The organism is Pseudomonas sp. NCCP-436 (assembly GCF_019656335.1).
Classification (GTDB): domain Bacteria; phylum Pseudomonadota; class Gammaproteobacteria; order Pseudomonadales; family Pseudomonadaceae; genus Aquipseudomonas.
Map to the genome: position 1 here is coordinate 311,139 of NZ_BPLZ01000001.1, position 24,148 is coordinate 335,286.

Annotated in this window: 24 protein-coding genes; 10 read left to right on the forward strand and 14 right to left on the reverse strand. The window is 61.9% G+C overall.

What is annotated here, in order from left to right; translation table 11 throughout:
• Window positions 1-11: 11 nt before the first annotated feature.
• A complete protein-coding gene (locus NCCP436_RS01475) occupies window positions 12-644 on the forward strand; it encodes a LysE family transporter (RefSeq protein ID WP_220802015.1) in 633 nt (210 codons plus the stop codon).
• Between the two features lie 58 nt (window positions 645-702).
• Here NCCP436_RS01475 and NCCP436_RS01480 read toward each other — a convergent pair whose 3' ends face one another.
• The 4 genes from NCCP436_RS01480 to NCCP436_RS01495 are packed head-to-tail and all read right to left on the reverse strand — an operon-like array spanning window position 703 to window position 3,848.
• Entirely contained in the window at window positions 703-1,446 is a 744-nt protein-coding gene (locus tag NCCP436_RS01480) for a penicillin-binding protein activator LpoB (RefSeq protein WP_220802016.1), read from the reverse strand.
• 4 nt (window positions 1,447-1,450) lie between these two features.
• The gene (gene lpoB, locus NCCP436_RS01485; protein ID WP_220802131.1) at window positions 1,451-2,041 is read right to left on the reverse strand and encodes a penicillin-binding protein activator LpoB; all 591 of its coding nucleotides are present in this window, start codon (window positions 2,039-2,041) and stop codon (window positions 1,451-1,453) included.
• A 14-nt stretch (window positions 2,042-2,055) separates the two neighbouring features.
• Window positions 2,056-2,451 (reverse strand): YcfL family protein, encoded by a 396-nt coding sequence (locus NCCP436_RS01490; RefSeq protein ID WP_220802017.1) that lies wholly within the window; start codon window positions 2,449-2,451, stop codon window positions 2,056-2,058.
• A gap of 11 nt (window positions 2,452-2,462) precedes the next feature.
• On the reverse strand, window positions 2,463-3,848 hold the full coding sequence (locus tag NCCP436_RS01495; protein ID WP_220802018.1) for a COG3014 family protein: 1,386 nt from the start codon (window positions 3,846-3,848) through the stop codon (window positions 2,463-2,465).
• Window positions 3,849-4,166: 318 nt separating this feature from the next.
• Here NCCP436_RS01495 and NCCP436_RS01500 point away from each other — a divergent pair, with 318 nt between their 5' ends.
• Both NCCP436_RS01500 and NCCP436_RS01505 read left to right on the forward strand, forming a co-directional pair.
• Window positions 4,167-4,502 (forward strand): enhanced serine sensitivity protein SseB C-terminal domain-containing protein, encoded by a 336-nt coding sequence (locus NCCP436_RS01500; protein WP_220802019.1) that lies wholly within the window; start codon window positions 4,167-4,169, stop codon window positions 4,500-4,502.
• Between the two features lie 51 nt (window positions 4,503-4,553).
• Window positions 4,554-5,021 (forward strand): YaiI/YqxD family protein, encoded by a 468-nt coding sequence (locus NCCP436_RS01505; protein ID WP_220802020.1) that lies wholly within the window; start codon window positions 4,554-4,556, stop codon window positions 5,019-5,021.
• 19 nt (window positions 5,022-5,040) lie between these two features.
• Here the strand turns inward: NCCP436_RS01505 and NCCP436_RS01510 are convergent, their stop codons facing one another.
• Together NCCP436_RS01510 and elbB are read right to left on the reverse strand one after the other, a co-directional pair.
• Complete coding sequence (locus NCCP436_RS01510; protein ID WP_220802021.1) at window positions 5,041-5,508, reverse strand: thioesterase family protein; 468 nt, start codon at window positions 5,506-5,508, stop codon at window positions 5,041-5,043.
• Window positions 5,509-5,674: 166 nt separating this feature from the next.
• Entirely contained in the window at window positions 5,675-6,334 is a 660-nt protein-coding gene (gene elbB, locus NCCP436_RS01515) for an isoprenoid biosynthesis glyoxalase ElbB (RefSeq protein WP_220802022.1), read from the reverse strand.
• Window positions 6,335-6,518: 184 nt separating this feature from the next.
• Between elbB and NCCP436_RS01520 the strand changes: the two genes are divergently transcribed.
• Window positions 6,519-7,769: a sterol desaturase family protein gene (locus NCCP436_RS01520; protein ID WP_220802023.1), complete on the forward strand. Its 1,251-nt coding sequence runs from the start codon at window positions 6,519-6,521 to the stop codon at window positions 7,767-7,769.
• Here NCCP436_RS01520 and NCCP436_RS01525 read toward each other — a convergent pair.
• On the reverse strand, window positions 7,737-8,291 hold the full coding sequence (locus NCCP436_RS01525; protein WP_220802024.1) for a DedA family protein: 555 nt from the start codon (window positions 8,289-8,291) through the stop codon (window positions 7,737-7,739). The genes NCCP436_RS01520 and NCCP436_RS01525 overlap by 33 nt on opposite strands.
• A gap of 194 nt (window positions 8,292-8,485) precedes the next feature.
• Between NCCP436_RS01525 and hemB the strand changes: the two genes are divergently transcribed.
• Entirely contained in the window at window positions 8,486-9,496 is a 1,011-nt protein-coding gene (gene hemB, locus NCCP436_RS01530; protein ID WP_220802025.1) for a porphobilinogen synthase, read from the forward strand.
• 20 nt (window positions 9,497-9,516) lie between these two features.
• The gene (ppk1, locus tag NCCP436_RS01535; RefSeq protein WP_220802026.1) at window positions 9,517-11,706 is read left to right on the forward strand and encodes a polyphosphate kinase 1; all 2,190 of its coding nucleotides are present in this window, start codon (window positions 9,517-9,519) and stop codon (window positions 11,704-11,706) included.
• 42 nt (window positions 11,707-11,748) lie between these two features.
• Here the strand turns inward: ppk1 and NCCP436_RS01540 are convergent, their stop codons facing one another.
• Entirely contained in the window at window positions 11,749-12,717 is a 969-nt protein-coding gene (locus NCCP436_RS01540) for an AraC family transcriptional regulator (RefSeq protein ID WP_220802027.1), read from the reverse strand.
• A 157-nt stretch (window positions 12,718-12,874) separates the two neighbouring features.
• Between NCCP436_RS01540 and NCCP436_RS01545 the strand changes: the two genes are divergently transcribed.
• The 3 genes from NCCP436_RS01545 to NCCP436_RS01555 all read left to right on the forward strand — a co-directional run bounded on the left by NCCP436_RS01545 (window position 12,875) and on the right by NCCP436_RS01555 (window position 16,355).
• The gene (locus tag NCCP436_RS01545; protein ID WP_220802028.1) at window positions 12,875-15,079 is read left to right on the forward strand and encodes a TonB-dependent siderophore receptor; all 2,205 of its coding nucleotides are present in this window, start codon (window positions 12,875-12,877) and stop codon (window positions 15,077-15,079) included.
• 90 nt (window positions 15,080-15,169) lie between these two features.
• A complete protein-coding gene (locus NCCP436_RS01550) occupies window positions 15,170-15,469 on the forward strand; it encodes a DUF2218 domain-containing protein (RefSeq protein ID WP_220802029.1) in 300 nt (99 codons plus the stop codon).
• Window positions 15,459-16,355, forward strand: a complete 897-nt coding sequence (locus NCCP436_RS01555) for an alpha/beta hydrolase (RefSeq protein ID WP_220802030.1) — start codon at window positions 15,459-15,461, stop codon at window positions 16,353-16,355. The genes NCCP436_RS01550 and NCCP436_RS01555 overlap by 11 nt, the downstream gene beginning before the upstream one ends.
• Before the next feature lie 6 nt (window positions 16,356-16,361).
• Here the strand turns inward: NCCP436_RS01555 and ppx are convergent, their stop codons facing one another.
• Complete coding sequence (gene ppx, locus NCCP436_RS01560) at window positions 16,362-17,864, reverse strand: exopolyphosphatase (protein WP_220802031.1); 1,503 nt, start codon at window positions 17,862-17,864, stop codon at window positions 16,362-16,364.
• Between the two features lie 98 nt (window positions 17,865-17,962).
• Complete coding sequence (locus NCCP436_RS01565; RefSeq protein ID WP_220802032.1) at window positions 17,963-18,886, reverse strand: LysR substrate-binding domain-containing protein; 924 nt, start codon at window positions 18,884-18,886, stop codon at window positions 17,963-17,965.
• 139 nt (window positions 18,887-19,025) lie between these two features.
• Here NCCP436_RS01565 and NCCP436_RS01570 point away from each other — a divergent pair, with 139 nt between their 5' ends.
• Window positions 19,026-20,426, forward strand: coding sequence for a NorM family multidrug efflux MATE transporter (locus NCCP436_RS01570; RefSeq protein ID WP_220802033.1), 1,401 nt, complete (start codon window positions 19,026-19,028; stop codon window positions 20,424-20,426).
• A gap of 6 nt (window positions 20,427-20,432) precedes the next feature.
• Here NCCP436_RS01570 and NCCP436_RS01575 read toward each other — a convergent pair whose 3' ends face one another.
• From NCCP436_RS01575 to dctP, 4 genes are all read right to left on the reverse strand, one after another.
• Window positions 20,433-21,182, reverse strand: coding sequence for a M15 family metallopeptidase (locus NCCP436_RS01575; protein WP_220802034.1), 750 nt, complete (start codon window positions 21,180-21,182; stop codon window positions 20,433-20,435).
• 2 nt (window positions 21,183-21,184) lie between these two features.
• Window positions 21,185-22,462 (reverse strand): TRAP transporter large permease, encoded by a 1,278-nt coding sequence (locus NCCP436_RS01580; protein WP_220802035.1) that lies wholly within the window; start codon window positions 22,460-22,462, stop codon window positions 21,185-21,187.
• The gene (locus NCCP436_RS01585) at window positions 22,459-22,959 is read right to left on the reverse strand and encodes a TRAP transporter small permease (RefSeq protein WP_220802036.1); all 501 of its coding nucleotides are present in this window, start codon (window positions 22,957-22,959) and stop codon (window positions 22,459-22,461) included. The genes NCCP436_RS01580 and NCCP436_RS01585 overlap by 4 nt, the downstream gene beginning before the upstream one ends.
• A gap of 62 nt (window positions 22,960-23,021) precedes the next feature.
• Window positions 23,022-24,056, reverse strand: coding sequence for a TRAP transporter substrate-binding protein DctP (gene dctP / locus NCCP436_RS01590; RefSeq protein ID WP_220802037.1), 1,035 nt, complete (start codon window positions 24,054-24,056; stop codon window positions 23,022-23,024).
• Window positions 24,057-24,148 lie beyond the last annotated feature (92 nt).

Here is a 24,148-nt window from a genome sequence, read left to right on the forward strand (position 1 = left end):
GGTGCAGCGCCATGGCTCTGGAAACCTGGCTCGCTTTCTTCATTGCCTGCTGGGTGATCAGCCTGTCACCCGGCGCCGGTGCGGTGGCTTCAATGTCTGCCGGGCTGCAATATGGCTTCTGGCGCGGTTACTGGAACGCGGTGGGGCTGCAACTGGGCCTGGCCCTGCAGATCGCCATTGTCGCTGCTGGTGTGGGTGCCGTATTGGCCACCTCGGCCATGGCCTTTAGTCTGATCAAGTGGTTCGGTGTGGCCTATCTGGTCTATCTCGGCTACAAGCAATGGAAGGCATTGCCCAGCGATCTGACGGCCGATGCTGCCGAGCGGCCTATTGGGCGCCCGCTGACGTTGATGTTGCGCGGCTTTCTGGTGAATTCCAGCAATCCCAAGGCCATCGTCTTCATGCTGGCGGTGCTGCCGCAGTTCATTGATATGCATGCACCGCTGCTGCCGCAGTACCTGCTGATGGGAGTCACCATGATTCTGGTGGATCTGATCGTCATGGCCGGTTATACCGGTCTGGCCTCGCACGTGCTGAGGGCCTTGCGCACGCCGCGCCAGCAACGCCTGATGAACCGCAGCTTTGCCGCATTGTTCGTCGCTGCCGCCGGCCTGCTGGCCACGGTCAAGCGCGCTGCAGTCTGATTCGGAAGGAGAGCGCGGCGTCCGCAGCGGTCGCTGCGGACGCCGTTGCATGGCGGGTTCAGTGCAGGATGACCGGCGCCTCGTCCGGGGGCAGTTGGCCGCCGCCGGAGGGATCACCATAGCCTGCCGGGCGGCTGCCCAGCAGTTGTTCCTGCAACTGGGCGGCGACATCCTCGCCCAGTGCCTTGGAGACATCACGGATAACCCGGCCACGGTTCGGGGTGACGCGGACATCGTAGCTGTTGACCAGCTTGACGTCCTGCGCCTCGCCCATGGCGGTGAAGGCTGAGGTGATCTCGTAGGTTTTGGTGTTGATAAGGCTGAAATCGGCCACCAGGGTCAGGCCGAAAACCTTCGAGTAGCTGTCGGTGTTGGCGATGTCGTTGACGTCCATGCGGAAGTTGATGTCCGAGACGCTACCGAACAGCACGTAGTCGGCGCCCTGGAAATGCCCCTGCTTGATGCGTGCGATCACATCGTACAGGCTCTCGTTTTCCTTGGCGGTATACGGCCGGCCCTGAATCAGCTGGAACATTCGCGACTTGAGGATCTCGCCCTTGATATCGCCGCCGAACTTGCGCAGCTCACCGCGATCCACGTAGCTGTAGGTGCCCTCCAGCTCGCTGTAGCTGGCCGAGCCACTGGCGCTGAAAGTGCTGGCCTGGGCCTGGCTCTGCGAGCTGACCACACGGATGTACTCACGTACCCGTTCCTCGTAGGCCAGGTCGGTCACAGCCACCTTGGGAGCTGCCTGGCACAGGCCGGTAAGGCCGAGCAGCAGTAATACGATCAGATGCTTCATGTCATCAGCGCTCCGTGGTCTTGCGGATTTCCTTCTCGTCCATCCATTCCGCCAGGCCGCTTTCCACGTCGATCAGTTGCAGGCTGAACTTGTAGAATACGTCCTTGTAGTCGCTGCTACGTTTGACGATGGAGCTGATCGAACCTTCCAGACGGTACTTGGCGGCGATCATGTTGCCGGTCTTGGCCACGGTCGAGTCCTTGTACAGGCCGCTCTGATTTTGCAGCTTGAGCTGGTCGATCTGGCTTTGCATATCGGTGTTGTCGCTGGCGAAGCGAGCGACTCCGGACTTCATCAGCTGAGTTTTGATCGAGGTGGTGATCTCGCGGGTATCGATGTACTCGCTGGTCTTGTTCTTCACGTCGTACACCTGCACCACCGGGCGACCCTGTAGAACGCCGGACTGGGCCAGGGAGCGGGTCATCGACTCGGCGATCATTTGCAAGTCGGTGGAGCCGAACTCGTTGGTGATCAGCTCGACGGCCTTGCTGTCGCCGTAGCTGATGTTGCCGCCGCCGAGCACGGGCGAGGAGGTGGAGGCGCAGCCGCTGGCCAGCAGAGTGAGGGCGGTGATGAGGGAAAGGCGTGCAAACAGCATGGCGGGCTCTCTTAACGGAACAGGTTGACGGAGTTTTCAGGCGTCTGCACTTCCAGGCGGAAGTCAGTGGCCTGGGGCACTGGTGCAATAGCCGGCAGATAGCTGGTCTGGGTGCCGTAGAGCGTCAGGCTCTTCCAGCTTTCCTCGTCAGCCACCGGGAAACCGTCGTTTCCAAGCCAGGCGAAGCGGTAGTACATCGACTTGTTCTTGTGGCTGGTATTGGTCAGTTCCACCTTGACGGTGAGAAAGCCGTTTTCGCGAGCCACACGCATGGCGCCGACTTCGATGTGCTTCATGCTGCCGAGGGAAACCACCTTGCTCGCAGCACTCCCGGGGGGCGGCGGTGGTGGGCTGGCGCAGCCCGCTACAAGGGCGAGGGCAAGCATGGCGTAGAGGGGGCGGGACATCAGAGATCTCCTTATAGGCTGGTGGCCTGCGCTACATTCTGTAGCGACTCCGTGTTGAGAGGGGTGACGCTATTACCGCTGGTGAAAATCTGGCTGCCAAGCAGACGCAGTGGAACTACCTGATAGTCACGTTCGACGTTCAGTCGCAACTGGGTAGCGCCCAGCTGCAGCTGATGCTCGCCCTTCTTCAGGCGCAGGCGCACGATCTGCGTGCTGTCCGGCAGGGTGCGCCAGGTGCGCTCGTCGGCACCTTCGGTGATGGCTGAGGCAAGACCCACGGCCAGGCCGGCCAACGGGTTGACTTCGTTGAGCTGCTTCTGCGCGATGGTACGGGTGGCGGCGCGTACGCTGGTGCGCAGGATGATGCCGGGCATGTCGTCACGCAGGGCTCGGCGCGACATGGCCTCGGTGCTGTTGAGTTCGGTCAGGGGCAGTACTTCACCGTTCAGGCTAAGGCTCTGCAGGCTAATGCTGGAGGTGTCGCTCTTGATCACCGGGAACGACAGCGGAGTGATGATCAGGCCGTCGGGTGTCGGGATGGGCAGGGGAATGCGTACCGAGTCGCGCGCCGGGGCCAGGCCGCTCTGCACCACCAGTAACACGTCGCTCTCATCGGAGCCACGACTCAGTGGCTTGTCCAGATCCAGCAAGGCTTGCTCCAGCAGCGGGGTGTCCGGGCGCAGCTCGACCGCCTTGCGGTAGCCCGGGGCAGCCAAGCCACGCTCACCCAGCGCCTCGTAGACAAAGCCAGACAGGTAGTGGCTGAAGGCACTTTGGTAGCTATTCTTCAGGGCAAGTACTTCCGGAGCGTTGAGAGTTTCCACCGGGTATCCCTGCAAGTCCTTCATCTCGGCGGTAATGCCCTGCTGCTCGGCTTCCTCTTCACGCTTGAGGTATTCCTTATCCCGCAGTTCGGCAATCAGCGCCTCACGCTCATGGGTTTTCTTGATTTCGACGCGGGCCGCTTCGAAGTCACCCAGGGCCAGATGGTTGACTGCCATCTGGGTGGTCAGCATGACCTTCTCGTAGTCATAGCCTTCGTAACGGCGGACGCGGTCATTGACCAGCAGGCTGCCGATATTGGCAAGGTGTTTGGCCGGATCGCTGCGTACCGATTCCTCCCACTCGAAAATCTGCCGATCGGCCTGGGCCCAGGCCTCCAGACTGCCCTGCAGGTCGCCTTTGTTGCGTAAAAGCTCGCCCTTTTCGAGGTAGTAGAGGAGATCCTTGTTCTCTCCGCTGTTATTGCTCTCCAGCAGGGCGATGGCTGCGTCCACGTTGCCGCTCTGCAGGTGCAGGCTGGTCTGGGTCAGCTCGTTTTCATAGCTGCGGAAGGTTTCGCAACCGCTGAGGAAGGTGGAGCAAAGTGTCAAGGCCACTAGAGCTCGGAATTGCATCGTAAACACACCTAGTCCTTTTAAGTTGAAGTTCGTAAATGCAGCTGATTCCCTTGATCGGCCTGGCTCTATCCACCGGTATCCGTTGTAGCTGGCCGCGCATCAGAGTGCGTGAGGCTAACGTCCAGTTACCTATGTGGAGGGTCGCAAGTATATTCAGAAACAGCTGTCAGACAGTGGCTATTTATCATTCTTTCAATATCACCAGGATATTAGTCCGGATTTCATGACAGGTGGAGATATCAATGCGTGAACGGCTGCCGCGACAGAGCCGGCGACGGGTTCTAGGCTGGCTGAAATCTTTCGTAGAGCCCCAGCATGTCCGCATCCATACGTCACACTCGTTATGCCGACAGCCCGGATCTGGCATTGGCACCTCTGCAGCATCAGGCGCTGGAGCAGGCACTGGCAGCGGCCTGTGCCCAGCTCGAGATACAGCAGGCCTATCTGGCAGCACTCCGTGATCCGGCACGCGGACGGCAGCCGAGTCTGCTGCTGGCGGTGGCCGGAGCTGACGAGCAGGCCTTGCGGCGCCTGGCTATACTGGCAAGTGAGCTGCTGCCGGATCGGCTGGAGCTGGATCTGATCGAGCTGGCCGACGACAGCCTGTCAGACGCATTGCGGGAGCATTGCGAGGCCTTCTACCGGCGTTAGCAGCACACAAGCTGGCATACTGGGTGCCGGATTTGCGGCTTCGAGGGTGACATGCGTGTATGGATTGACGCCGACGCCTGCCCACGGGCGGCTCGGGATCAGGTGGTCAAGTTTGCTCTCAAGCGGAGCTTCGAGGTGGTGCTTGTGGCCGGGCAGGTCGTTGCCCGGCCGAATTTTACCTGTGCCAGGCTGGTGGTGGTGCCGAGCGGCCCGGATGCAGCCGATGACCACCTGGTGGAGCATGCGCAGCCGGGAGATCTGGTGATCTGCAGCGATGTACCGCTGGCAGACCGGTTGCTGAAGAAGGGCGTGGCCGCGCTGGATCCGCGTGGGCGCGAATTCGACGAGCGCAACATGGGCGAGCGTCTGGCACTGCGCAACCTGTTCACCGATCTGCGCGAGCAGGGACAGGTCGGCGGTGGTCAGGCGCCATACTCGGACAAGGATCGACAGGCTTTCGCCAATTCGCTGGATCGTCTGCTTACCCGCCTGATCCGGCCCCTGTCGTCAGCGCCTTAGGCAAGGCGGCTGCTTCCGGCTAGCCGCACAAATAGGTGCCGGTGCCCACGGCCACCAGCACACCCTCCTCGTTATGCAGTTCCATGCGGATCACCGCCACCTTGTTGCCGGCGCGCAGTGGTATGGCCGTGGCGATAAAACGCTGGCCGCGTCCCGGGCGCAGGTAGTCGATGCGCAGGTCGATGGTGCCCAGCTTCGACAGGCGGCTCATACGTTCCGCAGCCGGCAGGTGCTGATGGTTGGCGAAGGCTCCGATCAGGGCCATGGCACCGCCGCAGACATCGAGCAGCGAGGAAATCACGCCGCCATGAAGGATGCCGTGGAGAAAGTTGCCGATCAGCTCGGGTCGCATCGGCAGGTGCATGGTTACTTGCTGTTCGCTCAGCTCATCGATTTCGATGCCAAGCAACTGGTTGAACGGGATGCGCTGGAAGAAGGCGGAGACTGCCTGATGCAGTTCCGGGCTGAGCACGAAGGCGGCAGACACGGCGGTTACTCCCTGGAGTTTTTTGCCACGCTGCCGCAGCACTGGCGACTTGACCAGCCGAACGGCAGGGTTGCCCTGTGCTATGACCGAAGAGCCCTTTACAGGGCCTGCCCGTGCCTGTCACAGCCGAAGCAGGCACTGGCCGGTATGTTGTTTTGCGCCGTTCTCAGGAGTGAGTCAGTTCAAGTACCCGGTCGACCAGCTTGTTGATGCCGGCGGCTGCTTCGGAAATGGATTTGGCCAGCATATAGGCCGGAGTGGTGACCAGCTTGCGCTCGCTGTCTTCGATGATGTCGCTGACTTCGCACTCCTCGTGTCGGGCGCCCATTTGGCTCAGGGCTGCGGCGGTATCGGCATCGTTGCCGATGGTGCAGGTCACCCCTTCACCGAAGATTCTTGCTGCCAGTGCCGGGGCGATGCATATCAGGCCGACTGGCTTGCCGGCGTCCACGAAGGCCTTGCAGGCTGCCAGTACGTCCGGTTGCACGCTGCAGTTGGCGCCGCTGACGGCGAAATCGGAAAGGTTTTTGGCTACGCCGAAGCCGCCTGGCAAGATCAGGGCATCGAAGTCGGCCACGTGCAGCGCTTTAACGTCCTTGATCTGGCCACGGGCGATGCGTGCCGATTCGACCAGCACGTTGCGTGTTTGGTCCATCTCGTCGCCGCTGTAATGGTCGACCACGTGTAGTTGCGGGATGTTGGGTGCAAAGCAGCCCACCTCGGCACCACGCTGATCGAGACGCAGCAGGGTGATCACGCTTTCGTGGATCTCGGCGCCATCATAGACGCCACAGCCGGACAGAATCACTGCCACTTTCTTGCTCATGCTCGACTCCTGGTGAGGACGGGCGCGCCGCAGGGCGGGCGCGCTTGTTGATTATTCTGGTAACGCAGGCTGCTGGCGTTAAATGCCGCTTGGGTTGTCATTTGCCGCCGTGAGGCCTGCTGGCTGATCGCATAGGATGAATAACAGCTCAATCCCGATACAAGTACAACGATGTGGCGCAGTCATGAACTATGTCCTTTACGCAGTGCCTTTTTTCTTTCTGCTGATCGGTCTGGAGTTGCTTGCCGACCGCTGGCGAGGCATGCACAACTACCGTCTCGCCGACGCCCTCAACAGTCTGAGTGCCGGAGTGCTGTCCCAGGCGGTCGGGATACTGACCAAGGTAGTTGGTCTGCTCACCTATACCTTCGCCTGGGAGCATCTGGCGCTGCTGGAGCTGTCTGCCAGCGATCTTTGGGTCTGGGTGTTTGCCTTCGTCTTCTATGATTTCTGCTACTACTGGAATCATCGCCTGGGACATGAACGCAACGTGCTCTGGGCCGCTCATGCGGTGCACCATCAGAGCGAGGACTACAACCTCTCCACCGCACTTCGCCAGACCAGCACCGGTTTTCTTTTCAGCTGGATCTTCTACTTGCCGCTGGCGTTGCTCGGAGTGCCGCCGCTGGTGTTTTTGAGCGTGGCGGCACTCAATCTGCTCTACCAGTTCTGGGTGCATACAAAACACATTCCCAAGCTCGGCTGGCTGGAGTGGCTACTGATCACCCCGTCCAATCACCGTGTTCATCATGCACAGAATCCTCTTTACATGGATCGTAATTACGGCGGTGTGTTCATTGTCTGGGATCGACTGTTTCGCACTTACCAGGAGGAGTTGGAAGAAGAACCGGTGATCTTCGGTGTGACCGTCCCGCTGGCCAGCTGGAACCCGCTATGGGCCAACCTGCAGGTGTATGCCGGGCTCTGGTGTGATGCGCGTAGAGCCGCCTCCTGGTGGGACCGGTTGCGCATCTGGTTTATGCCCACCGGCTGGCGTCCGGCCGATGTGGCTGCGCGTTACCCGCAGGAGAAGCCGGATCTGAGCCGCTTCCGCAAGTTCGAGGTGCCGTTGGGACGTGGCGCGCAGGTTTATGCGCTGCTGCAATTCATCGTTTATCTGCTGGGCGGTGTCTGGCTGCTGGCGCAGGGTGACGGGCTGAGCACTGTTGCGGCCCTGCTGGGCTGCATTTGGGTGGGGCTGGGCCTGTATAGCATCGGCTGTGTGCTGGAGAGCCGCCGCTGGGCCAGGAGGGTGGAACTGTTGCGTCTGACGCTGAACCTGCCGCTGTTCTGGCTGGCTGATGCGCTGGGTGTGCTGAGCATGGGTGTTGCCGCCTGGGCTGCTCTGCTGCTCTATGGGGGGCTCAGCCTGCTGGGCTTGTGGTGGCTGCGCCAGGACGACTCAGCCCCGGCGTCGCTGACGCCATCGATATAGCCAGCCGAGGCCGATCAGCAGTACCACGAGCAGCAACAGCAGCAACTGATAGCGGCGTAGTTCCTGCAGAAGCCCCTCCATGGCCTGGCCCAGATTGTAGGCCAGCAGGCTCAGGCCGGTGGCCCATAGGCCAGCGCCGATGGCATCGAGCAGCAGATAGCGGCGCCAGGAGTAGCCGGACAAACCAATAGCCAGTGGCATTACCGTACGCAGGCCGTACATAAAGCGAAAGCCGAGCACCCATAGATCCGGGTGGCGGGCCAGCATGGCATTGGCGCGAGCGCCCAGCGGTTGCCAGGCCGGCTTTCGCTGTAGCAGGGCGCGGCCATGGTGGCGGCCCAGGTAGTACCACAGCTGATCGCTGGCAAAGGTGCCGAGGAAGGCGCAGGCTATCACTCCCTCGATACGGAGCAGGTCGCGTACGGCCAGGTAGGCGGCCAGCAGCAGGGACACCTCGCCCTCAAGGAAGGTGCCCAGTACCAGCGCCGGGTAGCCGAACTGGGCGATCAGGTCTTGCAGCATGCGGAACACTCAGGCCAGGAGGAGGCATCAGCCTAACCCGACGGCGATGCCGCAGAAAGATGGCGGGCGTGCCACAATGAGCGACCAGCTATGCGACCTGCCGTCGCACGGAGCCATGTGGCTGTCATCATCCGGTCATAATGGCTGCTTATAACTGTCACACTGGCCCGCCCGTGCGGGCTCTGGAGTCTGCCGTGAGCGTTACCCTCGCCAACCGCCTGTTCCCCGCCACCCGCCTGCGTCGCAACCGTCGTGACGAGTTTTCCCGTCGCCTGGTGCGTGAGCACCGCCTGAGCGTGGATGACCTGATCCTCCCGGTGTTCGTTCTTGATGGTGAAAGCCGCCGCGAGGCCGTGCCCTCCATGCCGGGCGTCGAGCGTCTGTCCATCGATCTGCTGTTGAAGGAGGCCGAACACTGGGTGGAGCTGGGCATACCGGCGTTGGCGCTGTTTCCGGTTACGCCGCTGGAGAAGAAGTCGCTCGACGGCGCTGAGGCGTGGAATCCGGACGGCATTGCCCAGCGTGCGATACGTGCCCTGCGCGCGAAGTTTCCGGAGCTGGGAGTGATCAGTGATGTAGCCCTGGATCCCTTCACCACTCATGGCCAGGACGGCATCCTTGATGCCGACGGTTATGTGCAGAACGATGTCACCGTCGATGCGCTGGTCAGGCAGGCGCTGTCTCACGCCGAGGCCGGTGCCCAGATTGTGGCTCCGTCGGACATGATGGACGGACGCATCCAGGCGATCCGCGAAGCACTGGAGCTGGCCGAGCACACCAACGTGCGCATCATGGCTTACTCGGCCAAGTACGCCAGCGCCTATTACGGACCGTTCCGCGATGCGGTCGGCTCGGCGGCGAACCTCGGCAAGGGCAGCAAGAACACCTACCAGATGGATCCGGCCAACGGTGACGAGGCGCTGCACGAAGTGGCGGCGGATCTGGCCGAAGGCGCCGACATGGTCATGGTCAAGCCGGGTATGCCCTATCTGGACATCGTCTGGCGAGTGAAGGAGGCCTACAAGGTGCCTACCTTCGCCTATCAGGTCAGCGGCGAGTACGCCATGCACATGGCGGCGATCCAGAACGGCTGGCTGTCCGAGGCGGTGATCCTCGAATCGCTGACCGCCTTCAAACGCGCCGGCGCCGATGGCATCCTCACCTATTTCGCCGTGCGTGCGGCAGAACTGTTAAAACAGGGGTGATACCCCTCAGGAACCCAGTGATGAACAGCGAAGGACTCAACAGTGATGTACTCGACAGCAGCCCAGCAGCGTCGCTAGAGGCACCCATGGAGCCGGTTGTGGTGGAAACTCCCCCGCCCCCGCCACCTGTGCCGGGGTTGGACGATATCAGCCTGTACATCCATCGCGAGCTGTCGCAACTGCAGTTCAACATCCGCGTGCTGGAGCAGGCACTGGATGAGTCCTATCCGCTGCTTGAACGTCTGAAGTTCCTGCTGATTTTCTCCAGCAACCTCGACGAGTTCTTCGAGATTCGCGTTGCCGGGCTGAAGAAACAGATCAACTTTGCCCGTGAGCAGGCTGGTGCTGACGGCCTGCAGCCACACCAGGCGCTGGCGCGGATCAGCGAGCTGGTGCACGAGCAAGTCGAGCGCCAGTACGCCATCCTCAACGACACACTGTTTCCGGCGCTGGCCAAGCACAACATCAACTTCATTCGCCGGCGGCACTGGACGACCAAGCTCAAGAGCTGGGTGCGCCGCTATTTCCGCGACGAGATCGCGCCGATCATCACGCCCATTGGTCTTGATCCGACGCACCCCTTCCCGCTGCTGGTGAACAAGAGCCTTAACTTTATCGTCGAGCTTGAAGGCATCGATGCCTTTGGCCGCGATTCCGGCCTGGCGGTCATCCCGGCGCCGCGCTCGCTGCCGCGGGTGATCCGCGTGCCGGAGGAGGTAGGCGGGAGCGGCGATAATTACGTGTTCCTCTCGTCGATGATCCATGCTCATGCCGACGATCTGTTCCACGGCATGAAGGTCAAGGGCTGCTACCAGTTCCGCCTGACTCGTAACGCCGATCTGTCGGTAGATACCGAGGATGTCGAGGATCTGGCCCGCGCCCTGCGCGGCGAGCTGTTTAGCCGTCGTTACGGCGATGCGGTACGCCTGGAAGTGGCAGATACTTGTCCTAAGCACCTGTCGGATCAGTTGCTCAAGCAGTTCGGCCTGTCGGAAAACGAACTGTATCGGGTCAACGGCCCGGTGAACCTGACCCGGCTGTTCTCCATCACCGGTCTGGACAACCACCCGGAGCTGCAGTACATGCCCTTCACTCCGGTGATTCCCAAGCCGCTGCAGAATGCCGAGAACATCTTCAACGTCATCAGCAAGCAGGACATCCTGCTGATGCACCCCTTCGAGTCCTTCACTCCGGTGGTCGACTTGCTTCGCCAGGCTGCCAAGGATCCGCATGTACTGGCGATCAAACAGACCCTGTACCGTTCCGGCGCCAACTCGGAGATTGTCGATGCCCTGGTAGAGGCTGCACGCAACGGCAAGGAGGTCACTGCGGTGATCGAGCTGCGCGCACGTTTCGACGAGGAGTCCAACCTGCAGTTGGCCACTCGCCTGCAGCAGGCCGGTGCGGTGGTGATCTACGGCGTGGTGGGCTTCAAGACCCACTCGAAGATGATGCTGATCCTGCGCCGCGAGAATGGCGAGATCCGCCGTTACGCGCACCTGGGCACCGGCAACTACCACGCCGGCAACGCTCGCCTGTACACCGACTACAGCATGCTCACCGCCGACGTGGCGCTGGGTGAGGACGTCGGCAAGCTGTTTAGCCAGTTGATCGGCATGGGCAAAACCCTGCGCATGAAGAAGCTGTTGCATGCGCCCTTCACCCTGAAGAAGACCCTGCTCGACCTGATCGCCAGGGAAACGGCAGCGGCCAGCGAAGGGCGACCGGCGCACATTATGGCCAAGGTCAACGCGCTGACCGACCCGAAGATCATCCGTGCGCTGTACAAGGCCAGCCAGAGCGGCGTCAAGATCGATCTGGTGGTGCGCGGCATGTGCTGTCTGCGCCCGGGCATTGCCGGGGTTTCGCACAATATTCAGGTGCGTTCGATTGTCGGCCGCTTCCTTGAGCACAGCCGGATCTACTACTTCCTTAACGGTGGCGACGAGCTGGTTTACCTGTCCAGCGCCGACTGGATGGAGCGCAACCTCGACAAGCGGGTTGAGACCTGCTTCCCGGTCGAAGGCAAGAAGCTTATCAGCCGGGTCAAGAAGGAGCTGGAGCTCTATCTGAGCGACAACACCCAGGCCTGGGTGCTGCAGTCGGACGGCCGCTATGTGCGCCAGCAGCCAACCGGCAACCAGAACCCGCGCAACGCCCAGGCGGCTCTGCTGGAGAAGCTCACCGCACCGATCGTGGTAACCCGTTGAGCACGTTCACAGCCAGCCCGGTGCAGTCGCCCTGTGCCGGGCTCAGAGCCGGGCGCGCACCTGCCTGGGGCTGATGCCGAAGGCGCGCTTGAATGCTGTGGAAAAGTTTGCGGCGCTGCTGTAGCCGGCAATCCAGGCCGCCTGGCTGACGCACACACCCTGCTGTTCCAGCGCGTCACGCGCCTGTTGCAGCTTGCGCTGGCGCTGATACTCGAAGATCGACAGACCATTGACCGCCTGGAAGTGACGCTGCAGGGTGCTGGCGCTGCAGCTCACGGCTTGGGCGATTTGCTCCAGCGACCAACCGTCGGCCTCGCCGCTGTGCAGTAGCTCCAGAGTACTGCGAATGCGCTGATGCTCGTGCGGGCGCAGCCTGGCTGAGGCAGCCGGTGCTTGTCGGGTGATCTGGCCGAGTGCCTCGCCGGCGATTTCCAGGGCCCGACTTTCCAGATACAGGTTCTCCAGCAGTCGGTTGCCACCGGCCGGGTGCAGAACCTGCTCGGCCAGGGTCAGCAGGCGCGCTGAAGGTCTCCAGCGCAGCACGTTGAGTGGCCGGTAGTCGCCCTGTAACAACGCTTTCAGTTCGGTCTGGCCGTCGAAACCGCAGGAGTCGAACCATTCCTCGCTCAGGCTGATCGATACCTTGCGAATGTGCTGGCCACGGCGGGCATGGCGAGCGAACTGCATCGGCTCGTTGAGTGCGATGATCACCCCTTCGCCGCTGCCGCCAGAGGTGCCGAAGGTGAAGGGGCGGCCGTTGTAGCTGACTTCGCTGCGGCCCTGCAGGAAAAGGATGAGGTTAAGGTGCGGGTGTGCCTGCGCCCGAGTGGCGAAGTCCTGCAGCTCCACGCAGTCGGAGCAGTGCAGTGACAGGCCTTCGCGCAGTTGGCGCCAGCTCAGGTGGCCGCGGAACAGGCTGTCGCGACTGCACTGGCCATTGACCAACTGAATCTTGTCGCCCGACAGCTGCGCCAACTCGGCGGCGCGGACGACATGGTTCTGGGCGTTCATAAGCACTCCCTCGATGCATCTGGCGCAAAGAACAAATCCCGGCGCGCAAACCTTTTGTTACATCCAGGCTGGCAGACTACGCCTCGTTCTTTACTGATGCAAATCATTCGCATTTAAATTGTGCGTCTTCCTGGCGGGGAAGCGCGAGGAGGGAACGATGCATCTGCCACCACTTAATCAGTTTTCCATCAGGCCGTTGAGTCTGGCCGTACTGTTGGCGCTGCCACCTCTGAGTCTGGCAGCCGAGCCTGTCGAGTTGCAGGCTACCGAAGTGCTCGGTACTGCCCAGGAGGAGTTGCGCCAGGCGCTGGGTGTTTCCCTGATTACTGCCGAGGACATCCGCAAGGCGCCACCGGCCAATGACATTGCCGAGATCATCCGCAAGCAGCCAGGGGTGAATCTGACCGGTAACAGCGGCTCCGGTGCGCGCGGCAACAATCGGCAGATCGACATCCGCGGCATGGGGCCGGAAAACACCCTGATTCTGATCGATGGCAAGCCGGTCAACTCGCGTAATGCCGTGCGCTACGGCTGGCGTGGCGACCGCGATACCCGCGGTGACTCCAACTGGGTGCCTGCCGAGCAGATCGAGCGCATCGAAGTGCTGCGTGGCCCGGCGGCAGCCCGCTACGGCAGCGGTGCGGCTGGCGGGGTGGTCAATATCATCACCAAGAAGGCGGGCATCGAGCATCAGGGCAATCTCAGTCTCTATGCCAACATGCCGCAGCACAGCGAAGAGGGTGCTACCCGGCGCTTCAGCTTTGGTCTTAGCGGCCCGCTGAGCGAAACCCTGTCGTACCGTGTGTACGGCAATCTGAACAAGACGGACTCGGACGACGAAGACATCAACGAAGGTCGTGCGGCGAGCCCCGACAGTTCCGCCGTGGCCGGCCGCGAAGGTGTGCGCAATCGTGATATCGACGCCACGCTGAGCTGGCGTATGGATGAGTCGCAGACCCTCGATCTGCAGGCTGGCTTCAGCCGGCAGGGCAACATCTACACCGGCGACAGCATGAACAATCTGTCCAGCTCGGCACCCATCAATGCCATACGCTCGAACTGGATTGGCCGCGAAACCAACCGCATGCTGCGCAATACCTACGCCATCACCCACCATGGCGACTGGGACTTCGGTACCACGCTGAACTACCTGCAGTACGAGCGCACGCGCAACAACCGTCTCAAGGAAGGTCTGGCCGGCGGTCCGGAAGGTGCCATCAACGGCAACGAGTTCGGCACCATCGAGCTGGAAAACCTGACCGCACACAGTGAGGTCAGCCTGCCGCTGTCGGCCGGCTTCGAACAGGTGCTGACCCTGGGCGCGGAGTGGAACGAGCAGCGCATGGACGACGGCGTCTCCGATCTGGCTGTGGTACAGAACATCGGTTACACCGACGCCTTCAAGGGCGAGACGACGATGCGTACCGCATCGCTTTTCGTCGAAGACAACATCGAGCTGCGACCGGGCACCATCCTTACTCCCGGGCTGCGCTTTGATCACAACAGCTTCTCCGGCAGCAACTGGAGCCCGGCGCTCAACCTTTCGCACAGGCTGGACGAGAACTTCAGCCTCAAGGCCGGTATCGCCCGCGCCTACAAGGTACCCAACCTGTACCAGAGCAACCCCTCCTACGCGCTGTACAGCAATGGCATCGGTTGCTGGGGAACGGTCGGCGTCGGCTGTTTCCTGGTCGGCAATGACAGTCTCAAGGCTGAAACCAGTGTCAATAAGGAACTGGGGCTGGAGTTCGAGTCCGGTGAGTACCAGGCCAGCCTGACCTGGTTCCGCAACGACTACCACGACAAGGTCGAGGCCGGGCGCACGCCGGTAGCCAATATCACCGCCAACATCATGGGCAACAACCGCCAGGTCGATGTGTTCCAGTGGAGCAACGTGCCAAGGGCGGTGGTCGAGGGTTTTGAAGGCAACCTGAAAATGCCGCTGGCCGAGCGTCTGAGCTGGAATACCAACTTCACCTGGATGCTGCAGTCGAAGAACAAGGAAACCGGCGAGCCGCTGTCGATTATTCCCGAGTTCACCGTCAACTCCACACTCGACTGGCAGGTAAGCGACCCGCTTTCGCTGCAGGCCACGGTCACCTGGTATGGCCGGCAGACCCCGGGCAAGTATGACTACAAGGGCAATGTGCTGGAGGGCGATGCCCGTCGTGAAATCTCGCCCTATGCGCTGGTTGGCATCGGCGGCAATTACCAGATCGACAAGAACTGGAGCGTTGGCGCGGGCATCAGCAACCTGTTCGACAAGCGCCTGTATCGCGAGGGTAATGCCCGTGAGGCCGGTGCCTACACCTACAACGAACCGGGGCGTACCTTCTACGCCAGCCTCAGCACCAGCTTCTGAGTCTCGAGCGGGAGGCCATGGCCTCCCGCTTGCCACTCGTTGCCACGATAATCAGGCGGGACCACCCGCCAGCCAGATGAGTCTTCCTGCATGATTCGATTTCAAGGTAGCGCGGCGACCACCTCGGCCTCGCTGTATATGACCAAGCTGTGCAAGCACTTTCGCCACAAAATCAGCGTCGAGTTCGATGAGCAGAGCGCTGATGCTCACTTTCCCAACGGGCGCTGCCTGATGCAGGCCGAGGCCGGAGCGCTGCACTTCGACTGTAGCGCCGAGAATGCCGAGGCGGCGGCGCGCATCCGCTTCGTGCTGGACGACCATCTGCAGCGCTTCGCCCGCAAGGAAAACCTGTCCATCGCCTGGCGTGCGGACATTGCCGATGAGGGCTAGGCTGCTCGGTTTTCTGCTGCTGACACTGGCGCTGCCGGCGCTGGCCGGAGAATCTGCCTGGCAGCCGGCGAGTCTGGTGCAGGCCGAAATGCGCGAAGTGCAGTCGCAGCATACTGGGCGCAGTTATCGGCTGTACCTGTCCCGGCCGCAGGGGGAAGCACCGGCGCAGGGCTTTCCGGTGGTCTACGTGCTTGATGCCAACCTGTTTTTTCCCCTGCTTTCGCAGCAGGCGTTGATGTACCAGCCCCATGCTGCGCGTGAAGGTCGCGAAGCGGTGCTGGTGGTCGGCATCGGGCATCCCCATGACAGCCCTTTCGACCTTGCCGCGCGCGCGGAGGACTTTACTCCGCCGGCCCCTGACCTGAGCGATACCGGAGACCGTTCCGGGCGGCCGCAGGGTGGTGCGCAGCGTTTTCTGGACTTCCTTGAGGATGAGGTCAAGCCACTGGTGGCTGCGCGTTATCCTGTGGATCCGCAGCGCCAGACCCTGTTCGGCCATTCCTACGGCGGACTGTTCACCGTCTACACCCTGCTCACCCGGCCCGAGGCTTTTCAGCGCTACTACGCCGCCAGCCCCTCGCTGTGGTGGAATCGGCGCCATGTCTTTGGGTTGCTGGAGACGTTCGCTCGAAGCCGGCCGCATCCATCCGTGCGGCTGATGCTAAGTGTTGGTGGTGCCGAACAGCCGGCTTTCGATGTGGCGCCGACCGACCCTCGTCAGCGGCAACTGGCCGAGCGGCGCATGTTGGACAATGCCCGTGAGCTGCAGGCGCGTTTGGTTGATCTGGGCATTGCCAGCGACCTGCAGGTGCCGCCTGCTACCGATCATGCCGGCAACGGTTTTATCAGTAGTGTGCAGGTGCTGGATTTCGCCCTGACGCGGTGAGTGCCTTCAGCGCACGCTGAGGCTCAGGTCGATGCGCTTGAGCCATTCGGCCTCGGCCTCGAAGTCGGCCTGGGTCAGCGGGTTGGCGGCTAGCCAGCCCTCGGGGAAGACGATTTCCAGACTGTCCTCGCTGGCCTGCAACTGTACCTCCGGCATGCTCTGGGTGCCGCGGATGTGATGGAAGAGGATGGCGAAGCGCAGCAGCACGCACAGGCGCATGAGTTTAATGCCGTCCTCGCCGAACTCGGTGAACTTGTCACGGGGAATGCTGCGCCGGTGGCCGCGTACCAACAGTGCCAGCATCTGCTGATCCTGGCGCGAGAAACCTGCCAGATCCGAGTGCTCGATCAGATAGGCGCCGTGCTTGTGGTAATGGTAGTGGGCGATGGCCAGGCCCACTTCATGCACCCGGGCTCCCCAGCTGAGCAGCTCGCGCAGCCAGTCGTCGGTCAGTTGCCAGGCCTGGGCCACTTCGTTCAGAGCAAAAATTGCCTTGGCTTCGACCCGGGCGGCCTGCTCCAGGTCGACGTGGTAGCGCTCCATGAAGGCCGACAGGGTGCGTTCGCGTACATCCTCGTGCTTGCGCCGGCCGAGCAGGTCATAGAGCAGGCCTTCTCGCAGCGCCCCCTCGGAGTGACTCATGCGCTGGATTTCGCAGGCGTCGAAGATTGCTTCCAGAATGGCCAGGCCCGCCGGGAAGATTGCCCGGCGATCCGGTTTGATGCCTTCTAGGTCGATTCTGTCCACCTCACCCAGCTTGAACAGCCTGCGCTTGAGCCAGGCGAGGCCTTCCTGAGTGACCTCACCGCTGCCCAGTCCGGCGGCCTTGATCGCCAGGCCCACGGCCTTGATCGTGCCGGAGGCACCGACAGCATCTTCCCAGCCCAGCCGGCGCATGCTCTGCTCGATGTTCATCAGCTCCAGCCGTGCCGAGGTGTAGGCCTGGGCATAGCGGGCCGGCGTGATCTTGCCGTCGCGGAAGTAGCGCTGGGTAAAGCTGACGCAGCCCATCTGCAGGCTTTCGCGCAGCAGCGGCTCGAAACGCTGGCCAATGATGAACTCGGTGCTGCCGCCGCCAATGTCGGCTACCAGGCGCTTGCCCGGGGTGTCGGCGATGCTGTGGGAGACCCCGAGGTAGATCAGCCGCGCTTCCTCGCGGCCGGATACCACCTCCACCTGATGACCGAGAATCTCCTCGGCGCGGCGGATAAATACCGCACGGTTGCGGGCTTCGCGCAGCGCGTTGGTACCGACGATGCGCACCGAACCCTCCGGCAGGCAGGCGGTGAGCTGGGCGAAGCGGCGCAGGCAATCAAGCCCGCGAACCATTGCCTCTTCGCTGAGTTGACGCGTTTCATCGATGCCGGCAGCCAGCTGCACTTTGTCACCCAGGCGTTCGAGAATGCGAATTTCGTGATTGTCGGTCTTGGCCAGAACCATGTGAAAACTGTTCGAGCCCAGATCGATGGCGGCAATCAGGGGGAAATTCTCGGGAGCTTCTGGGGGCATGTCGGGGCATCTCGTTTCTGGACGGCGCAATCGTGCCACGACTGGGGCCATGAGCCAACGCAAAGGAGATGACAGCGGAGTTGAATCGGATGGCTTGCCTAGCCAGTCAGACGTTCTACTGGCGGCAGTTGCATGGCCTGAACCTCGGCCAGCAGGTAGTCGCGCAGACGCTGCAGACGCGCCTGAGTGCGGTGGCCGCGGGGCCAAACCAGGTAATAGCTGTCGCCGCTGAACACCGCTGTCGGCCAGGGCAGGCCGAGGCGGCCGGCCTGTACGTCCTCGGCCACCATCAGCAGATCACCTATGGATACGCCGTAACCGCGTGCAGCAGCCACTATGCCCAGCTCCAGCATGTCGAACAGTTGGCCGGTCTTCAGTGGAACCTGCTCACTTAGTCCGGTCACCTGCAGCCAACGCCGCCAGTCGCGTCGATCCGGGGTCGGGTGCAGTTGTTCGGCTTCCAGCAGGCGGGATAGCGTCCAGGGGCCGGCGGCAGCATCGGTGGTGGCGCAGACAGGTATCAGCCATTCTTCGAACAGCAGGGTGCTTTCCCAGTCCTCGGGAAACTGGCCGTCTGACAGGAGCACCGCGCAGTCGAACGGTTCGTGGCGAAAATCCACCTTGTCCACATCCATCCAGGCGCTGGTCAACTGAACCTCGCTGTCGGGGTTGGCCAGGCGGTAGTGTGAGAGCCGTGCCAGCAGCCAGCGCATGGTCAGGGTCGAGGGTGCCTTGAGGCGCAGCGCATGGTCGTCTGCGCGCAGGGCTGCGCTGGCCCGCTCGAGGGCATCGAAACCATCGCTGATTCCTGGCAGCAGAGCCCGGGCCGGGTCGGTCAGTTGCAGACTGCGGCCACGGCGCTCGAACAGGCGGCAGCCGAAGTACTGTTCCAGAGTCCGGATATGCCGGCTCACCGCGCTTTGGGTTAGAGCCAGCTCCTCGGCTGCGCGGGTGAAGGAGGCGTGGCGCGCGGCGGCCTCGAAGGCGCGCAGGGCGTAGAGCGGTGGCAAACGTCGGGTCACGGCATCAAACCATGAGTTTTAATCATGTCAGACATGGTTATTTTCCTTTTGTGGGTAATTCGCTCAAGCCGGAGAATAGTCGCCATTGCTCATTCCTGGACAGCCCGGGGATGCTTGTCCTGCCGAAGTTTTACTCATCATGAATCGTTCCCTTGGTCACGAGCTGGGTGCATTGCTGCGTCTGGCCGCCCCGTTGATCTCCGCCCAGTTGGCCCACGCGCTGATGATTTTCACCGACACGCTGATGATGGCCATGCTTGGCCCTCAGCAGTTGGCCGGTGGCGCACTGGGCGCTACCTGCTATTTCATCTTCTCGATCTTCTGCACCGGAGTGATCGCTGCCGTGGGCAGTCTGGTTGCCATCCGCCATGGCGCCGGAGATCCTGGCGCGGTCACGCGGCTGATGCGCAATGGCTTATGGCTGGCCATTTCGCTGGGGATCGTCAGTGCGCTGTGCCTCAATGCTCTGGGCCCGTTGCTGCCACATCTTGGCCAGGATCCTGCGGCGGCCAGCCAGGCTCTGGAGTTCCTCCGCCCGCTGTCGTTGGCCTTGCCTGGCTACCTGTGCTTCATGGCCTTGCGCGGTTTCACCAGTGCCATCGGCTACCCTGGCCCGGTCATGGCCATCAGCATTGTCGGTACCGTGGCCAACTTCGTTATCAATTACGCTTTGGTCAAGGGCTGGTTTGGCCTGCCCAGTCTGGGCCTCGCCGGCATCGGCATGACCACTGCGCTGGTCAGCAGCGCGATGGCTCTGGCCCTGGCGCTGTACATCCTTATTTCACCGACCTATCAGCATTATCAGTTGCGCGCAGGCCTTGGTCGCCCGCAACGTGCGGAAATGCGTGCGCTGTTGCGTCTTGGTCTGCCCATCGGCGGCACCTACGCTGCGGAGCAGGGGCTGTTCACCTTCGCTACCCTGTGCATGGGAGCCCTTGGCAGCGTGCAATTGGCAGCGCATCAGATCGCCATACAAACAGTGGCGCTGGCGTTCATCGTGCCGCAGGGGCTGTCCTATGCGGTGACCTTCCGTGTCGGCCTGCATTACGGTGCCGAACGCCTGCACCTGTCACGTCTGTCCGGACACCTGGGTATGATCCTTGGGGCGTCGCTGATGCTGCTGTTTGCCCTGCTGTTCTGGCTGCTGCCGGAGTGGATCATCGGTCTGTTCCTTGACCGTCATGACCCGGCCTTCGCCGAGATCGTCGCCCTGGCGGTGAGCCTGCTGGCGATAGCCGCCTGGTTCGAGCTGTTTGATGGTCTGCAGAGCATCGCCATGGGCGCGATAAGAGGGCTTAACGACGGCCGGACAACCCTGTTGATCGGTCTGACCGGCTACTGGTGCATCGGCGCACCACTGGCCTGGCTGCTTGCCTTCCCGCTGGGTTGGGGCGCGCCCGGTGTATGGTGGGGCCTGGCCGCCGGCCTGGCGGTCACGGCTACGGGCCTGGTGCTGGGCTTCGAATGGAAGCTCAGGCAGATGAGCTGGCGCCGGACCGGTTCTCGGGCGACGCCAGCTTCTAGTGATCAACTCGCCTAGCGACGATCAAGCGCGCTGCAGTTGCCGTTTCCAACGCTGCTCGACGCTTTCCACCGAGGTCAGACCGAATTGGGCCCGATTGGCACCGGTAGACCAGGCCCACAATTGATTGCCGAAGTCGTAGTGCCACCATTCACTGGCCAGATTGCTGAAGCCGGCAGCCAGCATGGCGTTGTAGAGCATGCGGCGACGTGCACGAACCTCCTGCTCGTCGACACTCGGCTCTGCGATTTGCTCGTAGTAGTGGGTGAAGGAGCGCGCACAGGCCGCATCGAACTCACTGCCCATGTCCAGCCAGCGACCAGCCTCGTCGGTCAGAATGACGTCCACCGAGCCGCCCGTGAGGTGGGGGCTCGGTGCCTCCGGGCATACGCTGGGTACCGAGACAAACTGTCGGGTCAGCGTCAGCAACTGCTCTGCATTCAGTCCGGGATTGGCCCCGGCAATCGCCTGAGTCAGGCTGCGATACAGGTGTTGCTGCACCGCCAGCGGGCGCCAGCCATCGAGCACCGCCAGGCGCACGCCTGACGGCAAGGCCGCCGCCGCCAGCAACAAGCGCTCGAACACCTCGTGGCGCACATGACAGTCCGGCAGCGCCTCTGGCACTCCCAGCCGGTGGTAGGCCGGATAGACCACCAGGCGCTGGCTAAGGCCTAGTGCCACCAGCGGCTGGTCACTCTCGACGATGGGGATCGCGGCACAGGCATTCCAGTCAGGTTCGTCCTGTAGCGGGATCGGTTTTAGTAGATCAGTCATGGTCAATGAAACACCGAAGGCAGCCACAGTGTCAGCGAGGGGAAGATGATCAGCAGCGCAAGTACGACCAGCGCCACTGCGATGAACGGCAGAATGCCCGTGAACATCTCGACAATATCCAGCTTGCTGATGCTGGCGACGATGAACAGGCAGGCCCCCATCGGTGGTGTGATCAGCGCGATGGTTACGTTGAGGGTGAAAATCAGGCCCAGATGCACCGGGTCGATACCCGCGGCCAGGGCGACAGGGGCGATCATCGGGGTGAGCAGCATGAGCACCGAGACCTCCTCCATGAACATGCCGCACAGGAAGATCACCCCACTGATGACGAACAGCAGCAGTGTTGGCGAGTGCATAAACGGGTGCAGCAGTTCGGCAAACTGCGCGGCTACCTGGGTATAGGAAAGCAGCCAGTTGAGCACCGAGGCCGAGGCGATGATGGCGTAGATACACGCGGTCAGGCGCGCCGTTTCGGTGAACGCAGCCCACAGCCGAGCGAGGCTCAGGTTGCGCTGAGCCAGGCCGGCGACGATGACATACAGCGCCAGCAGGGCACCGGATTCGGTCGGCGACACCAGGCCGAAGACGATACCTGCAACGATGATCACTGGCGCGACCAGAGCCGTCGCAGCACCGCTCACCGCAGCCAGCAGCTCGCTCAGGGTCGCGCGTTTGCCGCTGGGTGCCAGGTTGTGGCGATGTGCATGCACGGCGTTCATCAGCAGAAACGCCATGGCCAGAATAAAGCCTGGAATGACCCCGGCCAGGAACAGATCGCCCACCGATGTATTGGTCAGGGACGAATACAGGATCATGAAGATGCTCGGCGGGATGATCGGGCCGATCAGCGAACTTCCTGCGGTCAGGCCTGCGGCGAACTTGCGGCTATAGCCCTCCTTCTCCATGGCCGGCACCAGCAAGGTGCTGAGTGCCGAGGCATCCGCGGCAGCCGAGCCGTTGACCCCGGCAAAGAACACGCCAGCGACCACGTTGACGTGGCCAAGACCTCCGCGAAAGTGACCGACCAGTGTATTGGCCAGGCGAATCAGACGTGGAGTCATCCCGGAGTTGTTCATCAGGTTGCCGGCCAGGATGAACAGAGGGATGGCCATCAGCGAGAACACGTCCATCCCACCGAAAAAGCGCTGCGGCAAGGTGTTCATGAACAGGCCGGGATCGATGAAGAGAAATCCTACGGCTGCGGCCAGCAGCATGCAGACGAATAGCGGCACACCCAGCAGCAGGTTGATGATGAAAACGGCGAACATCGCGTAGGTCATGGATCGACCCCTTCATGCAGACGATTGAGGTGTTCCTGCCGCGGCCACGGGCCTTGCAACAGCAGTTGTATCCACAGCAGGCCGAAGCCCAGCGGCACCACCAGCAGTGGCCAGGTTCGGCTGATGCCCAGCCCCATCGAGCGGAAACGTCCGGCATTCAGGGCATAGCGATAGCTGGCCCAGGCCGCGAAGCCGAACAGCACCAGCGCCAGCAGCCATTTGTACAGGTGCACCCAGCGCATCCAGCGTGCCGGCAGGCGTTGATCGAGCAGACTGACCTGCATATGGCCGCTTTCGACCCAAACCGCACCCACGGCGATCATCACGCAGCCGATCACCAGATAACGGGCCAGTTCATCCGACCAGATCGGCGAACCGCCAAACAGGTAACGCGCAGCGATACTGCCGATCAGCAGCAGCAGATTGAGTAACAGCAGCACAGCCGCGCCATGAATCAGCCAGCCACGCAGCCGATAGACGAAGGGAAGGGAAGCCATTGGGCGAACTCCAGCATGGAAGCAGCGCACGGAGCCAGAGCGGCTCCGCGCGAGAGGGGGTTTTACAGGCCCAAGCCCACGTCTTGCAGGGCCTTATCGATCCAATGCTGATCGATATTCTGTTTCTTCAGCCACTCAATGTAGGACGGTTGGGCAGCCTCACGGAACGCTTTCAGGTCATCAACATCCGGCTGAATGATCTGCATGCCGTTGGCAGCCAGAAACTCCAGATCTTTCTCCTGCGCCACAGCAATGGCCTGGCGGTTGAGCACGGTGGCTTCCTGTGCCGCTTCGGTCAGAGCCCGGCGGTCAGTTTCGCTCATGTCGGCGAGCATTTCCCCGTTGGCTACCAGGAACTGATCCGAATACTGGATGTTGGCCAGGGTCAGGTACTTCTGCACCTGATACAGACTGCCCATGATGATGTAGGAGGTCGGGTTCATCTGGCCGTCGACCACACCAGTACGCAGCCCCATGTACAGCTCGGTCCATGGAATCGGGGTGCCGGAGGCGCCGAACGACTCATACAGGGCGATCTGGCTCGGATCCATGGCGCGGAAGCGCAAGCCCTTGAAGTCCTTCGGCGACTTGATCGGCTGCTTGTTGTTGGTGAAGTTGAGGAAGCCGCCTTCCTCTACCACCGCCAGCAGCTCGGTATTGGTGCGCTTGGCGAACTCCGCCTTGGCGGACTGCCAATAGCTCCCCTTGTCGAAGAACTCATGGGCTGCCGCCGCGTCTTTGAACATGAACGGGATTGCGCTGACGTAGATTTCCTCGAACAACGGCGCGATGCCGCCGAACGAAGCGATGTTCAGGCCTGGCGAGGTCATGACCTGCTCCATGCGCTGCTCTTCTTCACCCAGCATGCTGTTGGGGTAGAGCTTGATCTGCAGGTTGCCGCCACTTTTCTCTTCAGCCAGGCGCTTGAAGTTCTCGGCGAACAGGTGAACCGGGTTCTTCTCGGCATCGGATGTGCCGTTGTAGCTGAGGTTGATGGTGGTCGCGGCCAAGGCAGGCGCCCCCGAGGTCAGGCCTCCAAGCAGGCAAAATGACAAACAGAGACGACGCACCACAGTGCTGAGACTATTCGATTGCATACATTTGTACCTTGTAGTTATGGCAGTTCGAACAAGGAGAGACTCGCAGCGTCCTCTTAAGCGGGAACGCTTGCGTTAGCGGGAAGGAAGCT

Bases quoted from the DNA above. Each gene is read 5' to 3' on its own strand.
- NCCP436_RS01480 (WP_220802016.1), bottom strand. From the start codon at position 1,446: ATGAAGCATCTGATCGTATTACTGCTGCTCGGCCTTACCGGCCTGTGC.
- NCCP436_RS01550 (WP_220802029.1), top strand. From the start codon at position 15,170: ATGATTCGATTTCAAGGTAGCGCGGCGACCACCTCGGCCTCGCTGTAT.
- NCCP436_RS01570 (WP_220802033.1), top strand. From the start codon at position 19,026: ATGAATCGTTCCCTTGGTCACGAGCTGGGTGCATTGCTGCGTCTGGCC.
- NCCP436_RS01475 (WP_220802015.1), top strand. From the start codon at position 12: ATGGCTCTGGAAACCTGGCTCGCTTTCTTCATTGCCTGCTGGGTGATC.
- ppx (WP_220802031.1), bottom strand. From the start codon at position 17,864: ATGCCCCCAGAAGCTCCCGAGAATTTCCCCCTGATTGCCGCCATCGAT.
- NCCP436_RS01575 (WP_220802034.1), bottom strand. From the start codon at position 21,182: ATGACTGATCTACTAAAACCGATCCCGCTACAGGACGAACCTGACTGG.
- NCCP436_RS01500 (WP_220802019.1), top strand. From the start codon at position 4,167: ATGTCCGCATCCATACGTCACACTCGTTATGCCGACAGCCCGGATCTG.
- NCCP436_RS01555 (WP_220802030.1), top strand. From the start codon at position 15,459: ATGAGGGCTAGGCTGCTCGGTTTTCTGCTGCTGACACTGGCGCTGCCG.
- NCCP436_RS01580 (WP_220802035.1), bottom strand. From the start codon at position 22,462: ATGACCTACGCGATGTTCGCCGTTTTCATCATCAACCTGCTGCTGGGT.
- elbB (WP_220802022.1), bottom strand. From the start codon at position 6,334: ATGAGCAAGAAAGTGGCAGTGATTCTGTCCGGCTGTGGCGTCTATGAT.
- dctP (WP_220802037.1), bottom strand. From the start codon at position 24,056: ATGCAATCGAATAGTCTCAGCACTGTGGTGCGTCGTCTCTGTTTGTCA.
- NCCP436_RS01505 (WP_220802020.1), top strand. From the start codon at position 4,554: ATGCGTGTATGGATTGACGCCGACGCCTGCCCACGGGCGGCTCGGGAT.
- NCCP436_RS01495 (WP_220802018.1), bottom strand. From the start codon at position 3,848: ATGCAATTCCGAGCTCTAGTGGCCTTGACACTTTGCTCCACCTTCCTC.
- NCCP436_RS01585 (WP_220802036.1), bottom strand. From the start codon at position 22,959: ATGGCTTCCCTTCCCTTCGTCTATCGGCTGCGTGGCTGGCTGATTCAT.
- NCCP436_RS01490 (WP_220802017.1), bottom strand. From the start codon at position 2,451: ATGTCCCGCCCCCTCTACGCCATGCTTGCCCTCGCCCTTGTAGCGGGC.
- ppk1 (WP_220802026.1), top strand. From the start codon at position 9,517: ATGAACAGCGAAGGACTCAACAGTGATGTACTCGACAGCAGCCCAGCA.
- NCCP436_RS01520 (WP_220802023.1), top strand. From the start codon at position 6,519: ATGAACTATGTCCTTTACGCAGTGCCTTTTTTCTTTCTGCTGATCGGT.
- NCCP436_RS01545 (WP_220802028.1), top strand. From the start codon at position 12,875: ATGCATCTGCCACCACTTAATCAGTTTTCCATCAGGCCGTTGAGTCTG.
- NCCP436_RS01525 (WP_220802024.1), bottom strand. From the start codon at position 8,291: ATGCTGCAAGACCTGATCGCCCAGTTCGGCTACCCGGCGCTGGTACTG.
- NCCP436_RS01540 (WP_220802027.1), bottom strand. From the start codon at position 12,717: ATGAACGCCCAGAACCATGTCGTCCGCGCCGCCGAGTTGGCGCAGCTG.